The organism is Streptomyces hebeiensis, assembly GCF_052983195.1.
On record NZ_CM129812.1, the window covers coordinates 4,389,871 to 4,415,497 of the forward strand.

Sequence of the window (25,627 nt, forward strand, 5' to 3'; positions counted from 1 at the left end):
AGGGCCCAACGCCCCGGGGCCGGTCCGCCGAGGGCCCCGGCTGTTGCGTCAACTGTTACGTCAACGCCTCCGGCAGCGGCGCCGCGTGCAGCACCGTCAGGCCCGACACCGCCCGCGTCAGGGCCACGTACAGGCGGCGCAGGCCCGTGCGTTCGTCCGGTTCGCCCGCGACCACGGCCGCCGGCTCGTCCAGGACCACGTAGTCGTACTCCAGGCCCTTCGCCAGCGACGCCGGCACCAGCGTCAGCCGCGCGTCCGCCGTCGTCTCCTCGCCCGGGGAGAGATACGGCATGCCCGCCGCCGTCAGCGCCTCGGCCAGCGCCGGGACCCGCGCGTCCGCCGCGATCAGCCCGGTCGACCCCTCCCGCGTGAGCGCCGCCACGCACGCCTCGACCACCGCCACCGTCAGCGCCGGCTCGCCGCCCTCGACCAGTCGTACCGACAGCGAGCCCGGGGACTCACGTACCGACTCCACCTCCGTCAGTCCCGGCGAGATCACCGGCAGCAGCCTCGACGCGTACGCGATGACCTCGCGCGGCACGCGGAAACCCGCCGTCAGCTCCTCCACCGCCGCCTCCGGCTTGCCCAGGTGGCGCAGCGCCTCCGCCCAACTGGCCGTCGCCCATGGCGTCGTCCCCTGCGCCAGGTCGCCCAGGACCGTCGCCGAACCCGTCGAACAGCGCCGGCCCACCGCCCGGTACTGCATCGGCGACAGGTCCTGCGCCTCGTCCAGCACCACGTGCCCCAACGAGTGCGTACGGGCCACCAGGTCCGCCGCCTCGTCGATCAGCACCGCGTCCGCCGCCGACCACTTCGCCGACCGCACGCTCCGCGGGGGCTTCACCCACAGGATCGTCCGCTGCTCCTCCGCCGTCAGTACGCCCTCGGCGTGCGCCGCCAGGAACTCCGCGTCGGACAGCAGCCGCAGCACCAGCTTCGCCGGATCCACCGGCGGCCAGATCGCCTTGACCGCCGCCTTCACCGCCGGGTGGCGCGCCACCGCGTCCTGCACCCGGTCGTCGGGCGCCTCGCCCGCCTCCTCCATCCGTACGAGCACGGCGTGCGCGATCCGCTGCGGCAGGGCCTCGCGCGCCGCGCCGTAGCGCATGCCCCGAGCGAGCAACTGCTCGACCATCTCGGCCAGTTCGTAGGCCGGTACCCGCCACCGCCGTGACCCGCGCACGACCACGACCGGCTCGGTCGGCGGCGTGACGTGCGACCGTACGGCCCGCGCGAGCACCTCGGCCATCCGCGCGTCCCCCTTGACGACCGCCGCCGGTGCCGGGTCCGTGCCCCGTACCTCCACCGACGCGACCAGGTCGGCCACCGTCGACTGCCTCACCTCCAACTCGCCCAGCGCGGGCAGGACCTGCTCGATGTAGTGCAGGAACGAGGCGTTCGGCCCGACGACGAGCGTGCCGGTACGGGCCAGCCGCTCGCGGTGCGCGTACAGCAGGTACGCCACCCTGTGCAGCCCGACCGCCGTCTTCCCGGTCCCGGGCCCGCCCTGGACGCACACCGTGCCGCCCAGGCCGCCCCGTACGATCTCGTCCTGCTCCGGCTGGATGGTGGCGACGATGTCCCGCATGGGGCCCACGCGCGGCCGTTCGATCTCCGCCTGGAGCAGCTTGCTCGTCCGCGCCGCCTCCCCGGGTTCGGAGAGGCGTTCGTCCTCGTACGCCGTGAGGTCACCGGCCGTGTAACCGAAGCGGCGGCGCAGGCCGACGTCCATCGGGTCCTTCTTCGACGCCCGGTAGAACGGCTGCGAGACCGGGGCGCGCCAGTCGATGACCATCGGATCACCGTCGGTGTCGTGGACGTGCCGCCGCCCGATGTACACGGTTGTGTCGGCCGTGGCAGCCGTGTCGGCCGCTCCGCTCGGCGTCGGACTCCCCGCTCCCGGGGCTCCGGACTTCTCCGCGCCTATGGCGTGCAGGTAATCGAGGCGGCCGAAGAAGAGCGGGGTGTGGGCGAGATCGGCCAGCGCCTTGACGCGCGCCTCGATCTGCGATTCGAGGACGGCCGCGTTGACCCAGTTCGCCGTCACGTCGCTGATGTCGAGAGCCTGCACGTCCTCGCGCATGGCGCGCAGCGCCGCGCGTGAGGCGGCGAGGTGGGCGCGTTCGAGGGCGAGGGGGACGGCGGGGTCGGCGGTGCCGGTGAGGCCGGTGGCGCCGGACGGGCCGGCGGTATCGGGGCGGCCGGCGGCATCACCGGCGGTATCAGAGGAACCATCGGTATAGGGGGCATCGGCGGGACCCACGGGGACGGCGGGCTCCGGCGCTTCGGGGGACCGCTGCTCGGGCGGCCATGTCCCGGGGGTACGGGGTGTGGTCGCGGAATCTGGGGCGTGCGCGGGCACGGTTTTCGCCTCCGGGCTGTACGCGGGCCGACGGGTCCGCGAGCCCGCCGGACGGGCGGTGCGACGGGAGCCGGTCGGCGTGGCTCGGCGTGTATCACGCCAGGACGGTCGGCCGTCCGGTTTCCGTCCGGACGACGGCACTCCTTGACCACGCGGACGCGCGGCGGAGGCGGGCAAGGTGGGTGATTGTAGCCATCGGGTGACAAGGCGGCGAATCCTTTTCCTCCTCCGGAACCACCCCTCCCTCGCAGGACCACTCCTCCCCGTAGGGGACCCGGTGGCTCTTGAGTCGTACGCCGCCTCTCAGCCGGTTCACACCACAGGGCGATGTGTCGGCAAGGTCCGGAAAGCATGCTGGAGACATGACTTCAGCGACCTTCACCTCGGCCCACGCCTCGTCCGACGCGTCCCTGTCCGGCGCCGACGGCAGGGGTTCGACCAGCCCCTCCGCGCGCCGCTCCGGCGGCCCGCTGCGCGCGGTCAGGGTCTTCCTGACCACCGCGTTCAGCGTCGCCGTCCTCGGGGAGTACGGCGAGGAGGCCGGTATCCGGCGCCGCTGAGACCGGCCCCCGGCCGAACGATCCACTAGGGTCACGGCCGTGACCGCGACCTGTCGGACCGTGTCCTTACGCTCACTCACCGCAGTGGGCGTCCTCGTCCTCTCCCTCACCGTGTTCGCCGCCCTGTGCGTCGTCCTGCGCATCCCGATGGCCGACACGCTCGTCTACCGGGCCGAGGGCGCGGCCGTCGTCGACGGCACCGCTCTCTACGGGTTCACGGTCACCGAATGGCATCTGCCCGCCACCTATCCGCCCTTCGCCGCCATCCTCTTCGTACCGACCACCTGGGTTCCCGTGGGAGCTCTCAAGGTGGTCTTCGTCGCCGGGAACGCCGCGCTGCTGGCGCTGCTCGTACGGCTCTCCTGGCGGTTCGCCGGGCTGCCCGCCGGGCCCGTGCCCCCGCTCGTCGCCGTGGCCCTCGGGCTCTGGCTGGAGCCCGTCTTCCAGACCGTGGTGTTCGGGCAGGTCAACCTCGCCCTCATCTGCCTGGTCCTGTGGGACCTCTCGCGGCCGGAACACGCGATCGGCAAGGGCTTCGCCCTCGGGGTCGCGGCGGGCATCAAGCTGACCCCGGCCGTCTTCCTCCTCTACCTGCTGCTGACCGGCCGCGTACGGTCCGGGCTCGTCGGACTCGCCTCGCTCACCGGCACGGTGCTGCTGGGAGCGCTCGTGCTCCCCGAGGCGAGCGTCGAGTTCTGGACCCGGCGCGTCTTCGAGACCAACCGGATCGGCGAGTCGTGGATCGTCGACAACCAGTCCCTCCGGGGGATGCTGTCCCGCGCCCTGCACACCACGGACCCGGGCCCGCTGTGGACGGTGACCGCCGCCCTCGTCGGGGCCGGCGGGCTGCTGCTCGCCCGCCGGGCCGTCGTACGGGCGGGCCTGGAGACCTGGGGCGTTCTGGTCACCGCGCTGACCGCGCTGCTCGTGTCGCCGATCAGCTGGTCCCACCACTGGGTGTGGTGCGTACCGCTGCTGGCCGTGCTGATCGCGGAGGGGTGGTGGCGCACGGCCGCGGCGGTGGGCGTGGTGTGGGCGGCGCGCACTTTCTGGGTCGTACCGCACACCGGCGACCTGGACCTGCGGTTCGCGTGGTGGCAGCAGCCGCTGGTGTCCCCGTACGCGCTGTTCGGCATGGGGCTGCTGGGCTTCGCGCTGTGGCGCGTCGGCCCGGGGGCCACCGCGGCGGGGCGCCGGCCGGTGGCCCCGCTCCCGGCCCCGCGCGGCGCCCCCGCCCCCGGCCGGACGACGGGGCGGGGCGGAACGCGGGGGTGAGCGGCGCGAGGGTGGCTCCCCGCCGGCCGCCCCGTCACCCCTCCAGCTCGTCGTCCAGGCGGCCCGCGCCGCCCGGGCCGTCGGTGCCGCCCGGGCCGTTCGCGCCATCCGGACCGGCGGTGCCCTGCGTGCCTCCCGCCAGCAGCTCGTGCGCGTCGAGGATCCGGTACGCGTACCCCTGCTCCGCCAGGAACCGCTGCCGGTGCGCCGCGAACTCCTGGTCGATCGTGTCCCGGGCCACGACCGAGTAGAACCGCGCCTCGTGCCCGTCCGCCTTGGGCCGCAGGACCCGGCCCAGGCGCTGGGCCTCCTCCTGGCGGGAGCCGAACGTACCCGAGACCTGGATCGCCACCGTCGCCTCCGGCAGGTCGATCGAGAAGTTCGCCACCTTCGACACGACGAGCACGGAGATCTCGCCCCGCCGGAACGCGTCGAAGAGCTTCTCGCGCTGCGCGTTGCTCGTCTCGCCCTTGATGACGGGGGCGTCGAGGTGTTCGCCGAGCTCGTCCAGCTGGTCGATGTACTGGCCGATGACCAGCGTCTGCTGCCCCTGGTGCTTGCGCACCAGCGTCTCCGTGACCTTCCGCTTGGTCTCCGTCGTCGCGCAGAAGCGGTACTTCTCCTCCGCCTCGGCCGTCGCGTACGCCAGGCGCTCCCCGTCCGTGAGGTTGACCCGTACCTCGACACAGTCCGCGGGGGCGATGTACCCCTGCGCCTCGATCTCCTTCCACGGCGCGTCGAAGCGCTTCGGGCCGATGAGCGAGAAGACGTCCGACTCGCGGCCGTCCTCCCGGACGAGCGTCGCGGTCAGACCGAGCCGGCGCCGGGCCTGGAGGTCGGCGGTGAACTTGAAGACGGGCGCGGGCAGCAGATGCACCTCGTCGTAGACGATCAGGCCCCAGTCGCGGGAGTCGAACAGCTCCAGGTGCGGGTAGACGCCCTTACGGCGGGTGGTCAGCACCTGGTACGTGGCGATGGTGACCGGGCGGATCTCTTTCCTCGTACCGCTGTACTCGCCGATCTCGTCCTCGGTGAGCGACGTGCGCCGCACCAGTTCGTGCTTCCACTGCCGGGCGGAGACCGTGTTGGTCACCAGGATCAGCGTCGTCGCCTTGGCCTCCGCCATCGCGCCCGCGCCCACCAGCGTCTTCCCCGCGCCACAGGGCAGTACGACCACGCCGGAACCGCCGTGCCAGAAGTTCTCCACGGCCTGCTTCTGGTACGGACGCAGCCCCCAGCCCGACTCGTCCAGGTCGATCGCGTGCGCCTCGCCGTCCACGTAACCCGCGTGGTCCTCGGCGGGCCAGCCCAGCTTGAGCAGCGTCTGCTTGATCTGCCCGCGCTCGGAGGGGTGCACGGCGACGGTGTCCGGGTCGATCCGCGCCCCGACCAGCGGCTGGACCTTCTTCGAGCGGAGGATCTCCTCCAGCACCGGGCGGTCGGTGGAGGTCAGCACCAGGCCGTGGGTGGGGTGTTTGAGGAGGGTGAGCCGCCCGTAGCGGGCCATCGTCTCCGCGACATCGACCAGCAGGGCGTGCGGCACCGGATAGCGGGAGTACTCCACCAGCGCGTCGACGACCTGCTCGGCGTCGTGCCCCGCGGCCCGGGCGTTCCACAGGCCGAGGGGAGTGAGCCGGTACGTGTGGATGTGCTCGGGCGCGCGCTCCAGCTCGGCGAACGGGGCGATGGCGCGTCGGCAGGCGTCCGCCTGCTCGTGGTCGACTTCGAGCAGCAACGTCTTGTCGCTCTGGACGATTAGGCAGGACACACATACCTCCGGAGATAAGGTCGTCTCTGACAGAAACAACGCCTGTCACAGCACGGGCTATGCCCCGTGCCCGACGCCGGAAGGGCGTCCCGGCCAGCGCGCCGGGGATGCGCGCCGCTATCTATGTTCGCCTATCGCGCGAAACCGACGAGACGACTTCGCCGGAACGCCAGCGCGCGGTCTGTGAGGCGTTGTGCGAGGCACGCGGCTGGGACGTCGTGGCCGCCGAGGAGGACATCGATGTCTCGGGCTTCTCGCGCGGGCTCGACCGGCCGGGACTGCAACGCATCCTGACCAGGCTCGCCGAGCTGGAGTCCGACACCATCGGCATGCGGGTGTCCAGCGCGCACGAGCACCTGCGCCGCGAGGGCCGCTACACCGCGGCGGTCGGGTCCCGTACGGGTACCTGGTCGTCCCCAACCCCAACGGGGCGGGCAAGGTCCTCGCGGTCAACGAGGGCGAGGCCAAGACGATCAAGCGGATCGTGGAGCGGGTCCTCACCAAGGACTCGCTCATGCAGATCATCAACGACCTCGACAAGGAGGGCGTCCCGTCGCCCGGCCACACCTCACGCCAGACCACGGGCAAGCGCAGCGACTCCAAGCAGTGGTACACGACGACGCTGCGGAGCATGCTGGGCAACCCCCAGTTGCTCGGCCAGGTCATCGGACACCTGGCAGGCGCTCCAGGACGAGTTGGAGCGCCGGGCCAACCCCGGTGAGAAGCGCCGGGAGGGTACGTCGCTGCTGCGCGGCATCATGCACTGCGGAGTCTGCGGCGAGCGCATGTACACCTTCAGCGGGCGCAACGGTCAGCTTCGGTATCGGTGCATCGGCCCGCTGAAGTACCGCCAGCGGGCGGCGAAGGGGGAGGAGAAGCCGGGCGTGAAGTGCTACGGGCCGACAGTGGCGGGGGTGACCACCGAGGAGCACGTCACCGAGCAGTTCCTCGCGAAGTACGGGCACCTTTCCGTGATGCGGATGGTCCAGGAGGTGGGCGAGGACTTCCGCCCGCAGATCAGGCAGGCCGAGGAAGCGTTGGCCGACCTGCAAAAGGATCGCTACGACCGGGGCCTGTTCAGAGGCGACGACGGAGCGATCCGGTACGCGGAGCAGTACGCCAAGCTGGAAGAGCGACTGGCGCCCCTGAAGGAGAGGCAGCGAACGGCGAAGCCGGGCGGTGTGAAGGCCGAGCCGACCGGTGAGACGCACGCCGAGCAGTGGAAGCGCTCGGACGTGGCCGGCCCGACGAATCCACGGAACTGCGATTCGTCCCGACGGAGGAGCTGGCGAGCTGCCCATGCAGCACACCCAGCGGCTACGGCTTCAGCACTTTCTAGTGCCGCGACCGGCAGGGTTTGCCCGTCAAGGAGCGGCGTCCGGTGCGTGTGATCGCAAGGCGGCCGGAAGTCCATGTAGCGGAGCTACCTGGGCTTGTGGCCAACGCGGCGAGCGCGCGTGCCGGGCGTCGCGACGGGGCAAACGTTGCCGGGAGGGGCACTAGAACACCGTGAGCAGCCGTACCTCGGCTGATGCGTACGCCCCGATGTCAGTAGCGCTGACGGAAACGGCGGCGCTCGCCGACCCTGGGCTTGCCCGCCGACGATCACACCAGGAGAGGGCGGAAGTCGCACCTTGCCGAGTGAGCCCCCGCGACCGCGGCCTGTCCGTCATGCCGTCGTTGGAATACCGAGTTCGGTGAGCAGACCGCGCACGCGCTGCTCGATCTCGTCCCGGATGGGCCGAACGGCGTCGACACCCTGCCCGGCGGGATCGTCCAGCTGCCAGTCCAGGTACCGCTTGCCGGGAAAGACCGGGCAGGCGTCCCCGCAGCCCATCGTGATCACCACGTCCGAGGACTGCACCGCCTCGGTGGTGAGGACCTTGGGTGTTGCAGCGGAGATGTCGATGCCGGCCTCAGCCATGGCGTTGACCACGGCGGGGTTGACCGCGTCGGCGGGGGCGGAGCCGGCCGAGCGGACCTCCACCTGGTCACCGCCCAGGTGGTTCAGGAAGGCGGCGCCCATCTGGGAGCGGCCTGCGTTGTGGACGCAGACGAACAGGATCGAGGGGCGCGGGGCGGAAGTGGTCATGGCAGGCGTCATTCCAGGAGGGCGAAGCGGGTCAGGAGGAGGCGAGTTCGGGTTCGCCGTGCGGGACGACGACTTCGTCCCCGGCGGAGGCGGGACGGCCGTACACCGCGATGACGACGCCCAGCCCGAGCACGGCTCCGGCCAGTTGGGCGGCGATGAAAGGGCTGACGGAGGCAGGGGCGATGCCGGCGAACGTGTCGGTGAAGGCCCGGCCGATGGTCACCGCTGGGTTCGCGAACGAGGTGGAGGAGGTGAACCAGTAGGCCGCGCCGATGTAGGAGGCCACGGCCGCCGGAGCGAGGGACGCGCGGCCGATGCGGTTGAGACCGAAGATCAGCAGGATCAGCCCCGCCGTGGCGACCATCTCACCGAGCCACAGGTGAGAGGCGGACCGGTCGTGCGTAGACCACTTGACCAGCGGTTGGGCGAACATCGCGTCGGCGAGTACCGCCCCGCCGATTGCTCCGGCAATCTGTACGAACACGTATGCGGACACGTCCCGCAGGGTGAGGCCGTCGGCCTTGTGGCGACCGGTGAACCACGCGGCGAGGGTGACGGCGGGGTTGAAGTGCGCTCCGGAGACGGGCCCGAGCAGGGCGATCAGCACGCCCAGGCCGAAGACGGTGGCGAGGGAGTTGGCGAGCAGTTGCACGCCCACGTCATGGGACAGTTCCGTGGCCTGGATGCCGGAGCCGACCACCACGGCTACCAGCAGCCCAGTTCCGACGCCTTCAGCGGCAAGCCGTCGGCCCAGGGGCGCGGTCACGCGGTAGCTCCGGCGGTCTGCGGCGCGGTCAGGAATGTGGCGAGCCTGTCCACAACGCCGGGCACCACCCAGTAGTACACCCAAGTCCCGCGCCGCTCGCAGTCGATGAGCCCGGCCTGCCGGAGCAGCTTGAGATGGTGGGAGATCGTCGGCTGAGACAGCTCGAAGGCCGGGGTCAGCTCACACACGCACACCTCACCGCCCTGTCCGCGCGAGGCGATCATCGACATCAGCCGCAGCCGGACCGGGTCGCCCAGAGCCTTGAACACCCTCGCCAGGTCGGCCGCCTGGTCCTCATGCAGCGGCGAGGACAGTCCCGCGCAGCAGTCGGCCTCCTGCCCGATCGCCTCAAGCTCTTGTTTCGACATGCCTCTATGTTGACGTTTTTCGATTCAAGGCGCAAGGTTGCATCAATGAACGTCAATACAGGCCGGTCCGGGGCACCGTCATGTCCCGTCACCTGGGAGTGAGCCATGAGTGAACAGTCCACTGACCTGCGCGAAACCGTCCGCCGGCGCTACGCGGCAGCGGCCGTGAAGGTGGCCGAGGGGGGCGCCCCGTGTTGCGGGCCGCAGCCGGTCGAGGTCGACGAGAACTTCGGGGCGACCCTGTACGCCGCCGCCGAGCGCGATGCGCTTCCCGTCGAGGCCGTTGCCGCATCACTCGGCTGCGGCAACCCGACCGCCGTCGCCGAACTACGTGAGGGCGAACGAGTCCTCGACCTGGGCTCCGGCGGCGGCATCGATGTCCTGCTCTCCGCCCGCCGCGTCGGCCTCACCGGCAAGGCGTACGGGGTGGACATGACTGACGAGATGGTGGCCCTGGCTCTGGCCAACGCCAAGCAGGCCGGCGCGACGAACGTCGAGTTCCTGAAGGGCACCATCGAGGCGATCCCGCTGCCCGCGAACACCATCGACGTGGTGATCTCGAACTGTGTGATCAACCTGTCCGTCGACAAGCCCGCCGTGTTCGCCGAGACCTTCCGCGTCCTCAAGCCCGGCGGCCGGATCGGCGTCTCCGACGTCGTCGCCGACGACACTCTCACGCCCGGACAGCGAGCCGAGCGCGGCGACTACGTTGGCTGCATCGCTGGCGCACTGTCCTTCTCTGAATACTGCCAGGGGCTGGAGGCCGCAGGCTTCACGGACGTCGAGATCACTCCCACCCACCCGGTTGCCGACGGCATGCACTCCGCCATCGTCCGCGCGGTCAAGCCTGCCAGTACGGCCGAGGCGATCGACTCTTCCGCAACTGCGGCCTGCTGCGGCGTAAGTGCCTGTTGCACCCCCGACGAGCAGGCCGCCGATCCGTCGACAACGGTCGCCTGGGCCAAGGCCGCGAGCGGCTGTGGCTGGGCGGGGTGCGGCGGCCGGGCGGCGTGCCGACCGGCGCCCGTGCGGATGCCGGGGGCGGGGCACCCGGAGCGCGTCGCGTACACGGGCGGGGGCGGGGCCCCGGAGGGTGCCGCGTATACGGGCGGGGGCGGGGCACCAGGCTCGTATGACGGCTGAGACGAAAAGGCCCGGGGCCGCGGCGCGGCGCGGGAGTCCGGTACGTACCTCTCCGGGCTCTCGTATCTCACTCACCTCTCGTATCTCACGCACTGCTCGTGCCTCGGGCGTCGCATGGAGCGGGGCCGGCAGAACGGCGCTGCGCATTCTCATCACGGTGGTCGCCTTCGCCGGACTGGTGGCCTTCGCGGCGGTGCTGGCCGAGTTGACGCTGACCCCGTCGCCCGCCTCCTCGGAGCTGGCGGGCTCCAATCTCCGGCCGGGGCATTCGCTGCGGCAGTACGCGGAGGACTACACCTTCCTCGCCGCGTGCAAGCAGATCGGCGGCAACCTGCTGATGGGAGCGCCGTTCGGACTGATCCTGCCGGTGCTGGTGCCTCGTCGGCTGCGGATGGTGCGGGTGGTGCTGCTGACGTTGCTGGTGATGGTGCTGGTCGAGATGGCGCAGGGAGCGCTGGTCGAGGGGCGTGCCTTCGACGTGGACGACGTGATCCTCAACACGAGCGGGGCGCTGCTGGCGTACCTGCTGCTGGGGCGGCGGATCGGGCGGCGGTTCCACGCGCTGGGGGAGCGGGGCGCGCGTTCGAGGGCCGAGCCGAAGGGGGCGACCGAGCCGAAGAAGCCGAAGGCGCCGAAGCGGGTGACTCGGGTGAAGCGCGCGAAGTAGGCGAAACGGGTCGCGCGGGCGCGGCGGCGGCGCCGCGTGAGTTCCGGGCGGCGCCGCGGCGGCTCGGCTCCCGGTCGGCGTGGCACCGGACGGCGCCGCCTTCGCCCCGGACAGCGCCTACGCCGGGTCGTCCGCCAGTTCCGCGACTCCTGTGATCCGGTGCAGCGGATACGTACGGATCTCGTCCGCCGTGTGGTCGTACGCCGTCACGAAGCCGCCCTCCACCCGTACCGGCGCGATGACGCGCTGGCTCGCCGCCCCGTCGGCGTTCACGTAGCCGATCCACACCGCCGAGCCGGTCAGCGCCGCGGCCTGGACCGTCGCGAGGGTCTCGGCGGAGGTGGTGCGGGGCAGGCGGCCGCCGTTCGCGCCCGAGCCGGTGTCCGTGCCCGTTCCCGTGACGTCGCCCGGGCCCGGCTCGGGCAGGCGCACGCCGCCCCCTGCCCGTCCCTGCCCCCGCCCCGTCGCCGGGGAAGCGGTGGCCGGCGCGGGGACGGCCTCGCCCGCCGTCGGTTTGCGGATCACCGTCGCCGCCCTGTCCCCCGCCCGGATCGCCCTGACCGCCGCCCCCAGCAGCGTCGCGTCCGGCACCGGCGGTCCGTCGGGGACCGGCGCGGGCGCGTTCCGCGGCGGCGTGCGGTAGGCATGCGCCCGCGTGATCATCACATCGCCCTCGGCCGACTCGGCGGCCGGCGCGAACCCCATCGTCCGCAGCCCGTCCAGCAACGCCGCCGGCTCGGCCTGCGCGGCCAGGACGGTCGGGGCGAGGCGGCGCAGCCGCAGGCCCTGCGAGCGCTTGTCGGCCAGGATCTCGTCGAGTACGGCCTCGTCGTCGCACCGTACGTACGCCGACGCGGCACCGACCCGCAGGTGCCCGTGCTTGCGGGCCACGTCGTCGATGAGGTAGGCGAGCGGCTGCGGGACGGGCGTACGGCTGTGCGCCTCGAGGAAATCGTGCAGGTCGGAGGCCGACTGCCCGGCATCGAGCGCGCGCCGTACGGAGGCCGGGGTGAACCGGTAGACCGTCGCGCCGCCCTTCGACTCGACCTCGGCCGCGACCGAGAGCAGTTCGGCGAGCGGCCGGAGCAGCGGGCCGGGGGCGACGGCCGTGAGGTCGGCCTGGAGCAGGACATGGTCGAGGGGGTCGGGGAGGTACGGCGCGAGGGCGCGGGCGGCGCGCCGTGCGGCGGCGGACAGTTCCACGGCCGACGTCCCGGCTTCGGCGGACGCGGCGGCCGCGGCGGCGGTGGCCGCGGGGACGGTGGAGTCGCCGGTGGCCGCGGGGACGGTGGAGGCGGCGGTCGCGGAGTCGGTGGTGTCGGTGGCGTTGGTGGCGCCGGTGGTCTCGGAGGTACCCGGTGGGGTCTCGGCGTTCCCGGCCCCCGCCGCGCCCGCCCCCAGCAGCGCGCGGGTGTGCGTCGCGGGCGCGCCCCGCCCCGTGAGGCCCAGCATCTCGGCCTCGTTCAGCGTCCAGGACGCGATCCGTGCCCGGAGGTCGTCCGACCGCCCGGAGGCCGACGCGCCGCGCAGCGGGCGCTCCCAGCGCAGCCGCGCCAGCAGCGACTCGGGGTCGGGTGCGGTGCCCTCCGGGAGCGTGACGAGCAGGTCGAGGACCCGCCGCCGTACCTCGGGCGCCTGACTCCGGTCCAGGCCGGGACCGAGCGCCGAGAGCGTACGGCCCTTGGAGTCCTGGCTGCCGACGAGGCCGGACGTGCGGGTGGCCGTCAGCCAGGCGGTGGCCAGGCACGCCCACCGCTCGGCGGCGGGGAGTTCGAGCCAGGCGTCGTAGGCGGGGGTCGGCGCGTACCGTTCGTCCGCCTCGCCGTCCGAGGCCACCAGGCCGGCTGCGAAGGCGAGTTCGACCCAGAACGCGGCCACGGGCTCGGTGACCTCCAGGGCGGTGGCGGTGCGCTTGAGGTCGCGTACGGACAGGCCGCCGGCGCGCAGGACACCCGGGCCGCCCTCGTTCCAGTCCTTGGCCAGCTCCTCGATGGTGGCGAGGGCGGTGTACGCCTGACCGGCCGCCGCGCTGTCCACAGCCTGTGGAGAATACGGCCGTACGTCGGAGCCCGCGCCGCCCGCGCCCCGGGGGCGTACGGCGGACGCCACGGGCTCCGGCGTCCGGTGGGCACGCCCGGCGCGCAGATGCAGCGCGGCCTCGCGGGGCAGGACGACGGTACGGGCGGTCGCCGGCAGCAGCAGCCCCCGGTCGCGCAGCCACCGCACCGGCGGCGCCGGGTTGGCCGTGACCTCCCCGTACGGCGGCCCCCACACCAGCCGGTCGAGCACCGCCAGCGCCTCCGTGGGCGCGGTGTCGAGCAGGGCCGCCATGCGCGTACGGTCCGTGAACAGCTCGGTCAGCGCGGCGACGGCGGAGACCGGGTCATGGGTGGACGGCAGCCCAGCGGCGGCCAGGATCTCCTGGAGGCGGCCGGGTGACATGCCCGAGGTGGCCTCGGCGACGGTCGGGCCGAGGCCGGTCGGCGAGGGGTGGGTGGCGGACGGGGCGAGCAGCTCGCGCGCGGTACGGACCAGCCGGAGCCGGTCGTCACCGCCCCAGAGGAGCGCCCGCTCGCGGAGGGTCCGTACGGCGGCCGGCAGCGCGGCCTCGACCTGCTCGTTGCCGTCGTCGCCGGTCAGGAGCGCGCGCAGCGTCCCGTACGGCGCGGGCTCGGGTGCCACGGCCAGCGCCTCCGCCGTCTGGAGCGTGAACCTGTCGAGCCGCTCCAGGGCCCGTACGACGGACGCGCGGGTCGCGGCGCGGGTGGCGAGCTGTGAGAGGTCGCCCGGTACGGGGTTCAGCAGATCGGGCCGGGCGCGCAGCAGGGCGGCGAGCGATTCGTCGCCCTGGGCGCGCAGGGCCTCCGCGAGCGTGCGCGGTGGCGTACCGCCGGTTGCTTCTGGCACGTGCGCCTCCTGCTGGGATGGGCGGGTCCGCATCCGTTCCACGTTAGCTCGTGAGTGCCGCCGCGCCGGTGCTCCTCGGCTTCGGGGTGCGCGGCGCGGCCGAACCGTACCGTCGGTACGGGTGGATGTGGGCGCCGGACGTGAGTGGCGGTGAGCGGTGGACGTGCCGGCGTGGACGCGCGGGGCCGACGTACGAGGTCGATGTGCGGGACCGTCGTACCGGACGGACGGACGTACGGGGTCGTCGTACGGGGTGGACGTGCGCGGACGACTCAGACAGCATCGCGTGCGGGTACCGGTTGCGGAGAGCGTGAGCGCGCGGAGGACTGCGGAGGACTGCGTGGGGATCGAGAGCGACCAGCTCGTCTACGACTACCTGAGCCGGGTCGGGGACGTGGCGCAACAGCGTCAGCTGCCGGCGGCGGAGCGGATGCGCCTGGTGTCGTCGTTGCGGAACGAGATCGACCGGCAGCGGGGCACGTCGGGCGGTGACAGTCCGGCGGCGGTGCGGCGGATCCTGGGACGGCTGGGGGAGCCGGAGGAGGTGGTGGGCGCGGCGTCCTCGGATCCGGGACGGGCCGAGTCCGAGCGTTCCCAGCGGTCCGAACCGGCGACGGTACCGACGCAGAGGACGCAGCGAACGCAGCGGGCCCAGCTGACGCAGTGGACGAAGAAGCTGAAGGGGCCGGAGCGGCCGGGGCGCCCCGCGCGGCCCGGGACGCCCGAGCCGCCGGGGCCGTCGGGGCCGTCGGCCGCTCCGGCGGGAGGCGCGGGCGCGGGCGTCGGCACGGGATCAGCCACCACGCCGCCCCACCTGGCGGGGATGGACGAACTGGGCCCGTCCGCCGGCGGCCAGCCCGACTGGTGGCGCATCGAACCGGGGCCGATGGGTGCGGTGCTCTCCCCGGACGCGGGGGCGCGCGGGGGATTCGTGGGCGGGGTCGAGATCCCGGAGATACTGAAACCACCGCCGGAGAAGCCGAAGGACGCCGAGGACGAGTCGGCGAAGGCCGAGGCGGCGGCGGAGGCGGCCCCGTCGGCCGGGACGGCCGAGGCGACCAAGGGGGCCTCCGGCCGGCGCTTCGGCCTGGGCGCTCTCCTCGGCGGCCTGCGCCGCAAGGACGCCGGTGGCAGGCCGAGGACCAGGTTCAACGCCCTGCTCCTGCTGGCGGCGGCGCTCCTGTGCGTGGGCGCGGTCCAGGGCTCCTTGCTGGCGCTGGCCTTCGGCTGGGCCCTCGCCTATGCCTCCCGCACCCTCTCCCAGGCCGAAGCCAAGTGGGCCGTCTTCGGCCTTCCGGGCGTTTCGGCGGTCGGCGGCCTGGTCTGGTTCTGGGGCCGGCTGGAAGGCCGTTGGGGAGACGCGATCCCGAACGGCGGGATGGCCGACGCCTGGTCGGACCTCTGGCCGGTCGTGGTCCGCACGGCGGCGGTGACGTCGGCGCTGTACCTGGTCTGGCGCGCGAGGGAAAGGAATGGCACGACGGGGTAGCCGGGGCCTGTCTCTCCCGCGCCTCCGTCTCTCCCGCGCCTCCGTCTCTTCCGCGCCCCTGTCTCTTTCGCGCCCCTGTCTCTTTCGCGCCCCTGTCTCTCTCGCGTCCCGGCTGCCGAGGAACGCGCTCTGTGACGCGAGAGATTCCTTCGGCCGCGCGGGCGGCGGGGCCGAAGTCACCCCGTCGGCCCGTGGCCCCACCGCGGCACCGTGGCCCGCAGGCTAGTGCCGCGACGGGGCAAACGTTGCCGGGAGGGGCACTAGTTCGGCTTGAACGAGCGGATCTGGTAGTTGCCCTGGAGGTTGCCGCCCGAGCCGTTCGGCGTGGAGCCCACGCGGTTCTTATAGTTGGTCTGCTTGTAGTACTGCACCCGGTGTCCCGTCTTGTTCCACACCGAGCGGACGTTCTGGCCCCGTTGGATGAACGAGCAGTTGTCGGCGGTGTTCGCCAGCTTCTCCTGGGACCACTGGCATCGGGTGCCGCCCCCGTTCCAGTCGCTGTAGATGCAGAAGTACTTGTCCGCGCAGTTGCCGTAGGCGGGGGCGGCGGGCGTGGCGGGCGCGGGCGACGTGGTCAGGCCGGCGAGCAGGACCGCTGCTCCGGCGGTGGCGACGAGGGTACCGATCTTGCGCATGGACGTTCCCCTTGGTCCTAGGTGCTCGATCCTTCCGTCGTCAGCATCACCCCGCACGGCCATGGCCCGGCAGGGCGCGAAACAGGGGCGCCCGAAGCACTCCATATAGGCTTATGTGCGTATCGGGTCTTCCGTGTCTTCCGTGTCTTCGGAGTTCTCGTCCTCGGCCGCCCGCCGGGGACCGTACGGCGCCCCCGGCACCACCAGCGGCGACCCCGTCACCGGATCCGGGACCACGATCGACTCCAGGCCGAAGACCTCCCGTACCAGCTCCGCCGTCACCACGTCCGCCGGAGGCCCTTCCGCCACCACACGGCCCGCCTTCATCGCCACCAGGTGATCCGCGTAGCGCGCCGCCTGGTTCAGGTCGTGCAGGACGATCACGACCGTACGGCCCTGCTCGTGGTTGAGCCGGCGGACCAGGTCCAGGACCTCCACCTGGTGCGCGATGTCCAGGAAGGTCGTCGGCTCGTCCAGGAGCAGCAGGTCCGTCTCCTGTGCCAGCGCCATCGCGATCCACACGCGCTGGCGCTGACCGCCCGACAGCTCGTCCACCGACCGGTCGGCGAGAGCGGTGACGTCGGTGCGGGCCATGGCGTCCCTGACGGCGCGCTCGTCCTCCTCCGACCACTGCTGCCACCACCGCTGGTGCGGCTGCCGGCCCCGCGAGACCAGGTCCGCGACCGTGATCGCCTCGGGGGCCACCGGCGACTGCGGCAGCAGGCCGATCGACCGAGCGATCCGCTTCGTCGGGATCTTCGCCAGCTCCGTACCGTCCAGCAGCACGGACCCGCTCCTGGGCCGCAGCAGCCGGCCCAGCGCGCGCAGCGTCGTCGACTTCCCGCACGCGTTCGGGCCGACTATCACCGTCACCCGCCCGTCCGGGACCGCCAGGTCCAGGTCGGACACGACCGTACGGTCCTCGTACGCCAGGGTCAGCCCCTGGGCCCTGAGCCTGCTCATCCCTTGCCTCCCACGCCCACACCCGCGCCCGTCGCCGCCACCGGCCCCGGGCCGGCGCCCGCGCCCGTGCCGACGCCGTCGCTCCTGCCCCTGCCCCTGCCCTTGGCCGAGCCCGTGCCCGCGTCGCCGGGGCGCCCGGTACGGCCGCGCACGATCAGCCAGATCAGATACGGCGCCCCCACCGCCGCCGTCAGCACTCCCACCGGCAGCTCCGTCGGTGCGAGCAGCTTGCGTGCCAACAGGTCCCCCAGCACCACGATCACCGCACCCAGCAGCGCCGAGCACAGCAGCGGGATCTGTGCCGTACGGGTCACGCGCCGCGCGATCTGCGGCGCCAGCAGTGCCACGAAGTCCACCGGGCCCGCCGCCCCGGTCGCCACCGACGCCAGGATCACACCGGCCAGCACCAGACCGAGCCGTACCCGCCCGAGGCGTACGCCCAGCGCGGTCGCCGTGTCGTCGTCCATCGAGACCGTGCGCTGCGCGTACCCCGCCCACAGCACCAAGGGCAGCAGAACAAGCAGGACGAGTCCCAGCGGGCCCGCCTCGTCCCAGCCACGGCCGTTGAGGGAACCGGTCATCCAGACCTGCGCCTGCTGCGCGACCAGGTAGTCGCCCTTGGTCAGGAACAGGGTGATGACGGAACGCAGCGCGATCGCGAAGCCGATGCCGATCAGCACGAAGCGCGTCGCGTGCAGGCCGCCGCGCCAGGCGAACGCGTACACCAGGGCCGCCGCCAGGAGGCCGCCCGCCACGGACACGTACGGCAGGACCGCGTAGGAGGTGACCCCGAACGTCATCGCCCCCACCGTCAGCGCGCCCGCGCCCTGGCTGATGCCGATGACGTCCGGGCTGGCCAGCGGGTTACGGGCGACGGTCTGGATCAGCGCGCCCGCCACACCGAAGGCGAGGCCGACCAGCAGCCCCACCACCATGCGCGGCAACCGGAGCGTGCCGACGACCAGTTCGTCCGGCGACGGCCGGCCGGTCAGCACCTTGAGCACCTCGGCCGGTGCCACGAAGCTCTCGCCCACGCTCAGGTACGCGACGCACACCACCGCCAGCAGCAGCGCGAACGCGCCCGCCACCACGGCGGCCCGACGGTGCAGCAGGAAGGTGGCCCGGCCGAGCCGTAGCCGCCCGTAACCGGCGGGGCGCAGGCGAGCACCGGCGCCGTCGCGCGTCGAGCCGTCCTGCGTCATGCGGTCCCGTACCGCGTCGTCGAGCGTCGCGTCGTCCCGTACCGCACCATGGCGTATCGCACCATCGCGTATCGCACCATCGCGTATCGCGCCGTCCCCCGTCACGCCGTCCCCCGTCACGCCGGTACCGCCTTCCTGCGTACGAGCGTCACCAGGAACGGCACCCCGATCAGCGCCGTCATCACCCCGGCCGGCACCTCGCCCGGCGGGAACACGATCCGGCCCACCACGTCCGACACGAGCAGCATGACCGGCCCGATCAGCGCCGCCATCGGCAGCAGCCAGCGGTGGTCGCTGCCGACGAGCGCCCGTGCCAGGTGCGGAACGGCCAGGCCTACGAAGGCGATCGGGCCGGCCGCCGCGACGCCCACCCCCGTCAGCACGGTCGCCCCGAGGCCGCCCAGGATCCGTACGGCCGCGACGTTCTGGCCCAGCCCCCTCGCCATGTCCTCGCCGAGCGCCAGCGCGTCCAGACCCCGTGCCACGGACACCACCAGCACCGTTCCCACCAGCAGGAACGGCCAGACCTGACCGGCCACTTCGGCGTTCCGGCCCGCGAGCGACCCGACCTGCCAGAACCGGTACTCGTCCATCGTCGCCGCGTCCGTCGTCAGCACGGCCGTCGTCACCGAGACCAGCAGCGCGTTGATCGCGGCGCCGCCCAGCGCGAGCGTGACGGGCGTGGCGCCGCCGCGTCCGCGCGAGGCGATCGCGTACACCGCCACCGACGCGATCCCCGCGCCCGCGAACGCGTACCAGACATAGCCCGTGAGCGTGTGCACCCCGGCGAACGCGATGGCCAGCACGACGCCCACCGACGCGCCCTGGCTGATGCCCAGGATGCCGGGGTCCGCGATGGGGTTGCGGGTGATGCCCTGCAGCGCCGTGCCCGCGAGGGCCAGCGCCGCGCCGACCATCAGCCCGATCAGCGTGCGCGGCAGGCGCAGTTCCCGGATGACCTCGGCGTCGTCGCCGCGCGCGCCGTGCAGCAGGGCGTCCAGAACGGCGGAGGGGGCGACGGCGCGCGCTCCGACGGCGAGACTCAGCAGGACCGCGAGCAGGACGGCCACGACGCCACCGGTCGTCCAGGCGACACGGCGCGCGACCAGGGCGCCGCGCGGTCCCTTCGTCGCGTTCGGGTTCGGGGCGGCCCGGTCGGAGGCCATGGGGGCGGACGTCGGGGCGTGGGCTGGCATCGGGACCAATCTCGTACGGCCGGCGAAAGGCCCGGTAACGCTCGGCCAGGCACGGTGGGGCTCGGGTCAGGCTTCAGGTCGGGCTCAGGTCGGAGACGGTGAGACATGGTGGGACACGGGTCAGGCACGGTAAGGCTTGGCTAAGTCTACGCACCGGTCGAATCCGGCCAGCGGCCTGGATGCGATGTCGTCCGGGCACAATGGCCACCATGTCTTCTCCGCCCCCCTCAAGCCCGGTCTACCCGGCGCCCCGGACATCCCAGGTGCCCCCGGAACCGCAGGTGCCCCTGGCGCCCCGGGCATCCCACGTGGCGAGCGGGTCCCGCCCCGCCCCCACGGTCGGCTTCGACCTCGACATGACCCTGATCGACTCACGGCCCGGCATCCACGCCGCCTACCGGGCACTCTCCGCCGAGACCGGGACGCACATCGACGCCGACCTCGCGGTGACCCGGCTCGGACCGCCGCTGGAGGTGGAGTTGGCGCACTGGTTCCCCGAGGAGCGCATCGCCGCCATGAGCGACCGCTACCGGGAGATCTATCCCACATTCGCCATCGCGCCGACCCTCGCCCTGCCGGGCGCACGGGAGGCGATAGCCGCCGTCCAGGCGCTCGGCGGCCGGGCGGTCGTCGTCACCGCCAAGCACGAGCCGAACGCCAAGCTCCACCTCAGCCACCTCGGCATCGAGCCGGACGCGGTCGTCGGATGGCTGTGGGCGGAGGCGAAGGGCGGCGCGCTGCGCGAGCACGGGGCGACGGTGTACGTGGGGGACCACACCGGCGACGTGCGCGGGGCGCGGACGGCCGGGGCGCTCTCGGTCGCGGTGCCGACGGGCCCGTGCGACGCGGCGGAACTGCGGGCGGCCGGAGCCGATGTGGTCCTGCCGGACCTGACGGCGTTCCCGGCCTGGCTCGACGGCTACGTCGCGGCCTGACCAGCGGCCCGGCTCGTGCCCTGTCCCGCGGCCCGTCCCGCCGCCTGACTCGCCTTCGCCCGCCTGCGCTGCGCCCCGACGGACCGCAGCACGCCCGCGCCCGCGACCAGGAAGCCCACCCCCATCAGCATGGAGACGAGGTACGCGACGGTCGGGAACGGCCGCGAGCCGAGGAACAGCGGCGCGACGGTGACCAGAGTGGCCACGGCACCGACGATGAACACGATCGCGCCGATCCGCACCAGCCCGTCACCCGGGCCCGGGTCGTCCTTCGTCGCGTCCGCCGTGGCGCTGGGATCAGGAGTATCAGTCACGCCACCAGGGTAGTTCCCTGCCGACAGCAGCGGACAGGAACCGGACGGCGACGTCTTGTCACCACGCCTTGGACCATTAGCCTTGGTGGTGGCGGGTCGGTCGACCCGCTGTAGTGCTATCCAGAGCCGTTTTTGTGCGCGCCAGCGCACCGACGAGTACGAGGGCGAGGACAGACGTGCCTACCGGCAAAGTCAAGTGGTTCAACGGTGAGAAGGGCTTCGGCTTCCTCTCCCGTGACGACGGCGGCGACGTCTTCGTGCACTCGTCGGTCCTCCCTGCCGGAGTCGACGCCCTCAAGCCAGGCCAGCGCGTGGAGTTCGGTGTCGTCGCGGGACAACGCGGTGACCAGGCGCTGTCGGTGACGCTCCTCGACCCGGCCCCGTCGGTCGCGGCGGCCCAGCGCCGCAAGCCCGACGAACTGGCCTCGATCGTCCAGGACCTGACGACGCTGCTGGAGAACGTCACGCCGATGCTGGAGCGCGGGCGCTATCCCGACAAGGCCCAGGGAGCGAAGATCGCCGGCCTGCTCAGGGCGGTGGCGGACCAGCTCGACGTGTAGGCCTGTTGTCCGGCCGGCCGCCGGCCGCAGGCCCGTGTTCGTTCCGTGTGTACGACTCCTACGTACGAGTCGTACACACGGCAGACACGGGAACGCCGACCCGGCGCGGCGCGACCCGACCGACCCGGCACGGCTCGGGCCCGGCTCAGACGAAACGCAACGCGTCCTGGCCGAGGGGCGGTACGAGCCCCTCGGCCGCCGCGCGCGTGAGCAGCCCCCGGACCGCCGCGTAACCGTCCTCGCCCAGGTCCGCGGTGAACTCGTTGACGTACAGCCCGATGTGCTGGTCGGCGACCGACGGGTCCATCTCCTGGGAGTGCTCCAGGACGTACGGCCGCGAGGCCTCCGGATCGTCCCAGGCCAGCCGGACCGACGTACGGATCGACTCGGCGAGCCGCCGGAGCGTCGCGTCGCCCAGCGAGCGCTTCGCGATGATCGCTCCCAGCGGGATCGGCAGGCCCGTCGTGGACTCCCAGTGCTCACCGAGGTCGGCGAGGCGGTGCAGGCCGTAGTTCTGGTACGTGAAGCGGGCCTCGTGGATGACCAGTCCGGCGTCCACCTTCCCGTCCCGTACCGCCGGCATGATCTCGTGGAAGGGCATGACGACGACCTCGCCCACCCCGCCCGGCACGACCTCCGCCGCCCACAGCCGGAACAGCAGATAGGCCGTGGAGCGCTCGCTCGGCACGGCGACGGTCCTGCCGGTGAGGGACGCGCCCGGCTCCTTCGTCAGGACGAGCGGGCCGCAGCCCCGGCCCAGCGCGCCGCCGCAGGGCAGCAGGGCGTACTCGTCGAGGACCCAGGGCAGCACGGCGTACGACACCTTCAGGATGTCCAACTCGCCGCGTTCCGCCATGCCGTTGGTGATGTCGATGTCCGCGAAGGTGACCTCGACGCCGGGGGCGCCGGGCACCCGGCCGTGCGTCCAGGCGTCGAAGACGAAGGTGTCGTTCGGGCAAGGAGAGTGCGCGATGCGCAGCGGTCCCGGTGAGGTCGGCGAGGTCGGCGAGGTCATGAAGGCTCCTCGAATACGGGGGTGAGCAGCGTGAACGCGTACCGCAGCGCGTCCAGCGCCCGGCCGATCTGCCAGGACGCGCGGTCCCGGGGGCCGATGGCGTTGGAGACCGCCCGGATCTCGGCGCACGGTACCAAATGGGCGGCGGCGGCCTCGGCCACGCCGAAGCCCTCCATCGCCTCGGCGGCGGCGCGCGGATGGCGCGCGCTCAGTTCGGTCGCGCGGGCTGCCGTGCCGGTCACCGTGGACACGGTGAGGACCGGCGCGTGGACCGCGTGCAGGTGCGGGTCGGCGAGCAGGAGCTTCGCCATCCGGGCCGTCAGCTCCGGGTGCGGACGGTGCACGCCCCGGCCGAAGCCCAGCTCCGCCACGGGCAGGAAACCGTCCGGGGTGTCGGCGCCCAGGTCCGCCGCGACGATCTCGTCCGACAGGACGACCGTCCCGAGCGCGGTGTGCTGTGTGAAGCCGCCGCCGATCCCGGTGGAGAGCACCAGGTGGTACGGCGGGTCGTACGGCGACGTCGCGAGCGCCGTGGCCGTGGCGGCCGCCGCCGCCGCCGGACCGGCCCCGCCGATCAGGACGTCCACGACCGGTATCTGCACGGACGACGGCCGGGGCGTGTACTGGGCGTGCGTGGTCACCTCGTAGCCGCCGGTCAGCTCCCGGACGCCGGCGAGCGAGTAGCGGCCGAGGCCCGCGACGACGGCGTTCGCCTCCGCCGCCACCGCCGTCACGACGAGCACGCGCATGGCGTGACCTCCAGGGTGCCCGAGGGCCGGGCGATCGCCGTCGGCGCCGGTACCGACACCGGGTTCGGAATCGGAATCGGTGCCTGACGGGTCGGCTCTGGTACCGGACGGGTCGGCTCCGGTGCCGGCGGTGGGGTCGGCTCCGGTCGCGTCAGGAGCTCCGTCCGGAGTTCCGTCAGGAGTCCTTCTTGAACTCGAAGTGCCAGATGCCCGTGAGCTTCTTGCCGCTGGTCTCCACGATGCTGACCTGGGTGGTGTTCGAGGTCTGGCCGGTCTGGCTGGTGAAGAAGGCGCTGGCGGGGATGGTGCGGTACGTCTTCTTGTACGGCTCCTGCTCGGCCTGCTGGCCGTTGATGAAGAGCGTCCAGCCGTTCTCCGCGAGCTCGGGGTCCACGCCGAAGCGGACCTTGTCGTCGATCGCGACGGTGATGGTCTTCTCCGCCTTCTTGTTCAGGCAGGGCTGGATCTCGTTCTCCTTGATCGCCTTGCCGTCGTTGTAGCAGGTGGCCTCGGTGTTGACCGAGTCGCTGTTGACCGTCACGGTCGCGAGCGGCGTCGGCTTTTCACAGGCGGTGAGGACGAGGAGTCCGGCGGACAGCGCGCCGAGAGCGGCACCGGCCCGGCGGCCCTTGGCGGAGAAGAACGCAGCGGTCATGAGCCGAAGGCTATCGGTCGTCCGTGCGCACGGAACGAGGGGGTACGGCGAGCCGTCGGTGGACGGGGGCCCGGCGGGGCCGCGCGAACCGGGCCGGCGCCTTCAGGCCACGCGGGCGTGCGGTGTGCCGCGGCGGGCCGCGCCGAGCAGTCCCCGTACCGACAGCAGGGCCGCGGTCGCGATGATGCCCGCGGCGACGGACATGCCCAGCACGGCGTTCAGCGGCAGCGCGATACCGATCGCGCCGCCCACCACCCAGGACATCTGGAGCAGCGTCTCGGAGCGGGCGAAGGCGGAGGTCCGCACCTCCTCGGGCACGTCCCGTTGGATCATCGCGTCCAGCGACAGCTTCGACAGCGCCTGCGACAGCCCCGCCACGGCGCACAGGACGGCCAGCATCACGCTCCCGAAGAACAGCGCCGCGAGGACCGCCGTACCGAGCGCGATACCGAGCATCGTGGCGATGATCAGCTCGGGGCCGCGCGCCTTGAGCCAGGCGCCGACGGCCGTACCGAGCGCGTTGCCGGCACCGGCCGCGACACCGACGATCCCGATGGAGACGACCGCGTTCTGACCGGCGAGCGGGTGCTCGCGGAGGAAGAACGCCAGGAAGAAGATCAGGAATCCGGAGAGGGCGCGGTGCGAGGTGTTCGCCTGGAGGCCGTGCAGCACGGACGGGCCGACGGTGCGCAGGCCGGGGCGCCGCTCGCCGCCGCGCCGCTCGCCACCGCGCCGCTCGCCGGTGCGCTCCTTGTCCCGCGCACGGCCGAAGCGTTTGCCCTGCCCCTCTCGTTCGTTCCGTTCCCGCTCCGGCTCTTTGCCCCACTCCCCGGGCGGGACGAGCCGTGCCTTGCGCTCGCCCTTCGCCGAGTCGACGACGTGGGGCATGGAGAACGCCAGGAACGCGCCGGCGACGAAGATCACACATGCCCCGTACAGCGGCCAGGGCGGCCCGAGCTGGTGCAGCAACGCGCCGACCGGGGCCGCCGCGCCGGTGGCGAGCAGCCCGGAGAGCGTGACGCGGGAGTTCGCCCGTACGAGCGAGAAGCGCGGCGGCAGCAGCCGCGGGACGACCGCGCTGCGGACCACGCCGTACGCCTTCGACGCGACCAGCACGCCGAGCGCGGCCGGGTAGAGCTCCAGTTCGCCGGTCGCCACCGCGCCCGACATCACGAGCGCGAGGAGGGCCCGGATCAGCATCGTCCCGGCCATGGCCGCACGGCGGCCGTGTGGGAGGCGGTCGAGGAGCGGGCCGACGACGGGGGCGAGAAGGGTGAACGGGGCCATCGTGACGGCGAGGTAGAGCGCCACCCGGCCGCGCGCCTCGTCCGTCGGCACGGAGAAGAAGACCGTGGAGGCGAGCGCGACCGTGATCATGACATCGCCCGCGCCGTTCACGGCGTGCAGCTCGATCAGCTTGCCGAGCCCGGTCTCACCCGCCCCGTGCGCGTGGGTGGCTCTGCGGATGCCTCTGCCGGCGGCCGCGAACGGAAAACGCAGGGCACGGCCGACGGCCCGCCCCGTCCTGCGGAGCGGGCCGCCCGAGCCGGACGACCTTACGGCTGCCACCTCGTCATAGTGCCCCAGTGACGGGTGGTGCGAACCGATCCCGGCCGTGACGCGGCCGTCGGGAATCGCGGGAGCCGGCGCCGAGCGGGGTTCCAGTCCGGGTCCGGTCCGGGTCCGGTCCGGGTCCGGTCCGGGTTTCGGCAGGGGCGGGGCCCGGTTCCGGCGGGGCGGGGCCAGGTTCCAGTGCGGGCGTGGTCCCGGTTCCGACAGGGTCACGGGCTTGTTGCGGTGGCGGCCGAAGTGCGGGAAAGACGGTACGCAGGTGGGCGGGGGACGAGAGACGGGGTAGCGTGCGTAGCGCGCCACCGGCGGTTGTACTCGGCCGCGCGCCTCTTCGTCATCCCGCAGAATGGATAACGGCAGGTGTGCCCGAGGCGTGATCGGGCGTGGACGTCGATGCGGCCCCTAGGTCCGCTCCGCCCACCGCTCGTGCATCG

The 25,627-nt window shown here is 72.7% G+C and carries 23 protein-coding genes and 2 pseudogenes; 10 read left to right on the forward strand and 15 right to left on the reverse strand.

Annotation, left to right across the window (positions count from 1 at the left end; translation table 11 throughout):
• Positions 1–55: 55 nt before the first annotated feature.
• Positions 56–2,263: a HelD family protein gene (locus ACU6P3_RS18935; RefSeq protein ID WP_447193332.1), complete on the reverse strand. Its 2,208-nt coding sequence runs from the start codon at positions 2,261–2,263 to the stop codon at positions 56–58.
• Positions 2,264–2,724: 461 nt separating this feature from the next.
• On the opposite strand from ACU6P3_RS18935, the gene ACU6P3_RS18940 reads away from it, so the two are divergent.
• Entirely contained in the window at positions 2,725–2,922 is a 198-nt protein-coding gene (locus ACU6P3_RS18940; RefSeq protein WP_447193333.1) for a hypothetical protein, read from the forward strand.
• A gap of 39 nt (positions 2,923–2,961) precedes the next feature.
• Positions 2,962–4,197 carry a glycosyltransferase 87 family protein gene (locus tag ACU6P3_RS18945; protein ID WP_447193334.1) on the forward strand — a complete coding sequence of 412 codons (1,236 nt, stop codon included), beginning with the start codon at positions 2,962–2,964 and terminating at the stop codon, positions 4,195–4,197.
• Positions 4,198–4,231: 34 nt separating this feature from the next.
• Here the strand turns inward: ACU6P3_RS18945 and ACU6P3_RS18950 are convergent, their stop codons facing one another.
• Positions 4,232–5,965, reverse strand: coding sequence for a DNA repair helicase XPB (locus ACU6P3_RS18950; protein WP_447193335.1), 1,734 nt, complete (start codon positions 5,963–5,965; stop codon positions 4,232–4,234).
• A 107-nt stretch (positions 5,966–6,072) separates the two neighbouring features.
• Here ACU6P3_RS18950 and ACU6P3_RS18955 point away from each other — a divergent pair.
• The 3 genes and pseudogenes from ACU6P3_RS18955 to ACU6P3_RS18965 form a co-directional block, all read left to right on the forward strand.
• Positions 6,073–6,279, forward strand: a pseudogene (locus tag ACU6P3_RS18955) (recombinase family protein); the annotation flags it as partial.
• 158 nt (positions 6,280–6,437) lie between these two features.
• Positions 6,438–6,686 carry a recombinase family protein gene (locus ACU6P3_RS18960; protein WP_447197959.1) on the forward strand — a complete coding sequence of 83 codons (249 nt, stop codon included), beginning with the start codon at positions 6,438–6,440 and terminating at the stop codon, positions 6,684–6,686.
• Entirely contained in the window at positions 6,661–7,356 is a 696-nt protein-coding gene (locus tag ACU6P3_RS18965) for a recombinase zinc ribbon domain-containing protein (protein WP_447197960.1), read from the forward strand. Before ACU6P3_RS18960 ends, ACU6P3_RS18965 begins: the two co-directional genes overlap by 26 nt.
• Before the next feature lie 278 nt (positions 7,357–7,634).
• Here the strand turns inward: ACU6P3_RS18965 and ACU6P3_RS18970 are convergent, their stop codons facing one another.
• From ACU6P3_RS18970 to ACU6P3_RS18980, 3 genes are read right to left on the reverse strand one after another with little or no spacing between them, the layout of a single operon-like run.
• Positions 7,635–8,057: an arsenate reductase ArsC gene (locus ACU6P3_RS18970; RefSeq protein ID WP_447193336.1), complete on the reverse strand. Its 423-nt coding sequence runs from the start codon at positions 8,055–8,057 to the stop codon at positions 7,635–7,637.
• Between the two features lie 31 nt (positions 8,058–8,088).
• Positions 8,089–8,823: an aquaporin gene (locus ACU6P3_RS18975; protein ID WP_447193337.1), complete on the reverse strand. Its 735-nt coding sequence runs from the start codon at positions 8,821–8,823 to the stop codon at positions 8,089–8,091.
• On the reverse strand, positions 8,820–9,191 hold the full coding sequence (locus ACU6P3_RS18980) for an ArsR/SmtB family transcription factor (protein WP_447193338.1): 372 nt from the start codon (positions 9,189–9,191) through the stop codon (positions 8,820–8,822). Before ACU6P3_RS18980 ends, ACU6P3_RS18975 begins: the two co-directional genes overlap by 4 nt.
• Positions 9,192–9,296: 105 nt before the next feature.
• On the opposite strand from ACU6P3_RS18980, the pseudogene arsM reads away from it, so the two are divergent.
• Both arsM and ACU6P3_RS18990 read left to right on the forward strand, forming a co-directional pair.
• Positions 9,297–10,043 (forward strand): annotated as a pseudogene (arsM, locus tag ACU6P3_RS18985) (arsenite methyltransferase); the annotation flags it as partial.
• A 448-nt stretch (positions 10,044–10,491) separates the two neighbouring features.
• Positions 10,492–11,001 (forward strand): VanZ family protein, encoded by a 510-nt coding sequence (locus ACU6P3_RS18990; RefSeq protein ID WP_447193339.1) that lies wholly within the window; start codon positions 10,492–10,494, stop codon positions 10,999–11,001.
• Between the two features lie 117 nt (positions 11,002–11,118).
• On the opposite strand, the gene ACU6P3_RS18995 is transcribed toward ACU6P3_RS18990, so the two are convergent.
• The gene (locus tag ACU6P3_RS18995) at positions 11,119–13,941 is read right to left on the reverse strand and encodes a helicase-associated domain-containing protein (protein ID WP_447193340.1); all 2,823 of its coding nucleotides are present in this window, start codon (positions 13,939–13,941) and stop codon (positions 11,119–11,121) included.
• 307 nt (positions 13,942–14,248) lie between these two features.
• Between ACU6P3_RS18995 and ACU6P3_RS19000 the strand changes: the two genes are divergently transcribed.
• Positions 14,249–15,397 carry a hypothetical protein gene (locus ACU6P3_RS19000; RefSeq protein ID WP_447193341.1) on the forward strand — a complete coding sequence of 383 codons (1,149 nt, stop codon included), beginning with the start codon at positions 14,249–14,251 and terminating at the stop codon, positions 15,395–15,397.
• A 260-nt stretch (positions 15,398–15,657) separates the two neighbouring features.
• Here ACU6P3_RS19000 and ACU6P3_RS19005 read toward each other — a convergent pair whose 3' ends face one another.
• From ACU6P3_RS19005 to ACU6P3_RS19020, 4 genes are all read right to left on the reverse strand, one after another.
• Complete coding sequence (locus ACU6P3_RS19005; protein ID WP_447193342.1) at positions 15,658–16,032, reverse strand: peptidase inhibitor family I36 protein; 375 nt, start codon at positions 16,030–16,032, stop codon at positions 15,658–15,660.
• A 111-nt stretch (positions 16,033–16,143) separates the two neighbouring features.
• Complete coding sequence (locus ACU6P3_RS19010) at positions 16,144–16,995, reverse strand: ABC transporter ATP-binding protein (protein ID WP_447193343.1); 852 nt, start codon at positions 16,993–16,995, stop codon at positions 16,144–16,146.
• Complete coding sequence (locus ACU6P3_RS19015) at positions 16,992–18,197, reverse strand: FecCD family ABC transporter permease (RefSeq protein WP_447197961.1); 1,206 nt, start codon at positions 18,195–18,197, stop codon at positions 16,992–16,994. Before ACU6P3_RS19015 ends, ACU6P3_RS19010 begins: the two co-directional genes overlap by 4 nt.
• Positions 18,198–18,313: 116 nt before the next feature.
• Positions 18,314–19,393 (reverse strand): FecCD family ABC transporter permease, encoded by a 1,080-nt coding sequence (locus ACU6P3_RS19020; RefSeq protein ID WP_447193344.1) that lies wholly within the window; start codon positions 19,391–19,393, stop codon positions 18,314–18,316.
• 209 nt (positions 19,394–19,602) lie between these two features.
• Here ACU6P3_RS19020 and ACU6P3_RS19025 point away from each other — a divergent pair, with 209 nt between their 5' ends.
• Positions 19,603–20,328 (forward strand): HAD family hydrolase, encoded by a 726-nt coding sequence (locus ACU6P3_RS19025; RefSeq protein WP_447193345.1) that lies wholly within the window; start codon positions 19,603–19,605, stop codon positions 20,326–20,328.
• Here the strand turns inward: ACU6P3_RS19025 and ACU6P3_RS19030 are convergent.
• The gene (locus ACU6P3_RS19030; protein ID WP_447193346.1) at positions 20,313–20,642 is read right to left on the reverse strand and encodes a hypothetical protein; all 330 of its coding nucleotides are present in this window, start codon (positions 20,640–20,642) and stop codon (positions 20,313–20,315) included. The two genes, ACU6P3_RS19025 and ACU6P3_RS19030, sit on opposite strands and share 16 nt — an antisense overlap.
• A gap of 176 nt (positions 20,643–20,818) precedes the next feature.
• Between ACU6P3_RS19030 and ACU6P3_RS19035 the strand changes: the two genes are divergently transcribed.
• The gene (locus ACU6P3_RS19035; RefSeq protein WP_030750475.1) at positions 20,819–21,202 is read left to right on the forward strand and encodes a cold-shock protein; all 384 of its coding nucleotides are present in this window, start codon (positions 20,819–20,821) and stop codon (positions 21,200–21,202) included.
• A gap of 145 nt (positions 21,203–21,347) precedes the next feature.
• Here the strand turns inward: ACU6P3_RS19035 and ACU6P3_RS19040 are convergent, their stop codons facing one another.
• The 4 genes from ACU6P3_RS19040 to ACU6P3_RS19055 form a co-directional block, all read right to left on the reverse strand.
• Positions 21,348–22,217 (reverse strand): 1,4-dihydroxy-6-naphtoate synthase, encoded by an 870-nt coding sequence (locus ACU6P3_RS19040; RefSeq protein WP_447193347.1) that lies wholly within the window; start codon positions 22,215–22,217, stop codon positions 21,348–21,350.
• Positions 22,214–22,966, reverse strand: a complete 753-nt coding sequence (locus ACU6P3_RS19045; RefSeq protein ID WP_447193348.1) for a futalosine hydrolase — start codon at positions 22,964–22,966, stop codon at positions 22,214–22,216. The genes ACU6P3_RS19040 and ACU6P3_RS19045 overlap by 4 nt, the downstream gene beginning before the upstream one ends.
• 175 nt (positions 22,967–23,141) lie before the next feature.
• Positions 23,142–23,621: a hypothetical protein gene (locus tag ACU6P3_RS19050; RefSeq protein ID WP_030750483.1), complete on the reverse strand. Its 480-nt coding sequence runs from the start codon at positions 23,619–23,621 to the stop codon at positions 23,142–23,144.
• 102 nt (positions 23,622–23,723) lie between these two features.
• Positions 23,724–25,190: an MFS transporter gene (locus tag ACU6P3_RS19055; RefSeq protein WP_447193349.1), complete on the reverse strand. Its 1,467-nt coding sequence runs from the start codon at positions 25,188–25,190 to the stop codon at positions 23,724–23,726.
• Positions 25,191–25,627: the final 437 nt, after the last annotated feature.

Excerpts from the sequence above, each read along its gene's own strand:
- ACU6P3_RS18940 (WP_447193333.1), top strand. The coding sequence starts at position 2,725 with ATGACTTCAGCGACCTTCACCTCGGCCCACGCCTCGTCCGACGCGTCC.
- ACU6P3_RS18970 (WP_447193336.1), bottom strand. The coding sequence starts at position 8,057 with ATGACCACTTCCGCCCCGCGCCCCTCGATCCTGTTCGTCTGCGTCCAC.
- ACU6P3_RS18980 (WP_447193338.1), bottom strand. The coding sequence starts at position 9,191 with ATGTCGAAACAAGAGCTTGAGGCGATCGGGCAGGAGGCCGACTGCTGC.
- ACU6P3_RS18995 (WP_447193340.1), bottom strand. The coding sequence starts at position 13,941 with ATGCGGACCCGCCCATCCCAGCAGGAGGCGCACGTGCCAGAAGCAACC.
- ACU6P3_RS19005 (WP_447193342.1), bottom strand. The coding sequence starts at position 16,032 with ATGCGCAAGATCGGTACCCTCGTCGCCACCGCCGGAGCAGCGGTCCTG.
- ACU6P3_RS19010 (WP_447193343.1), bottom strand. The coding sequence starts at position 16,995 with ATGAGCAGGCTCAGGGCCCAGGGGCTGACCCTGGCGTACGAGGACCGT.
- ACU6P3_RS19015 (WP_447197961.1), bottom strand. The coding sequence starts at position 18,197 with ATGACGCAGGACGGCTCGACGCGCGACGGCGCCGGTGCTCGCCTGCGC.
- ACU6P3_RS19020 (WP_447193344.1), bottom strand. The coding sequence starts at position 19,393 with ATGCCAGCCCACGCCCCGACGTCCGCCCCCATGGCCTCCGACCGGGCC.
- ACU6P3_RS19025 (WP_447193345.1), top strand. The coding sequence starts at position 19,603 with ATGTCTTCTCCGCCCCCCTCAAGCCCGGTCTACCCGGCGCCCCGGACA.
- ACU6P3_RS19040 (WP_447193347.1), bottom strand. The coding sequence starts at position 22,217 with ATGACCTCGCCGACCTCGCCGACCTCACCGGGACCGCTGCGCATCGCG.
- ACU6P3_RS19045 (WP_447193348.1), bottom strand. The coding sequence starts at position 22,966 with ATGCGCGTGCTCGTCGTGACGGCGGTGGCGGCGGAGGCGAACGCCGTC.
- ACU6P3_RS19050 (WP_030750483.1), bottom strand. The coding sequence starts at position 23,621 with ATGACCGCTGCGTTCTTCTCCGCCAAGGGCCGCCGGGCCGGTGCCGCT.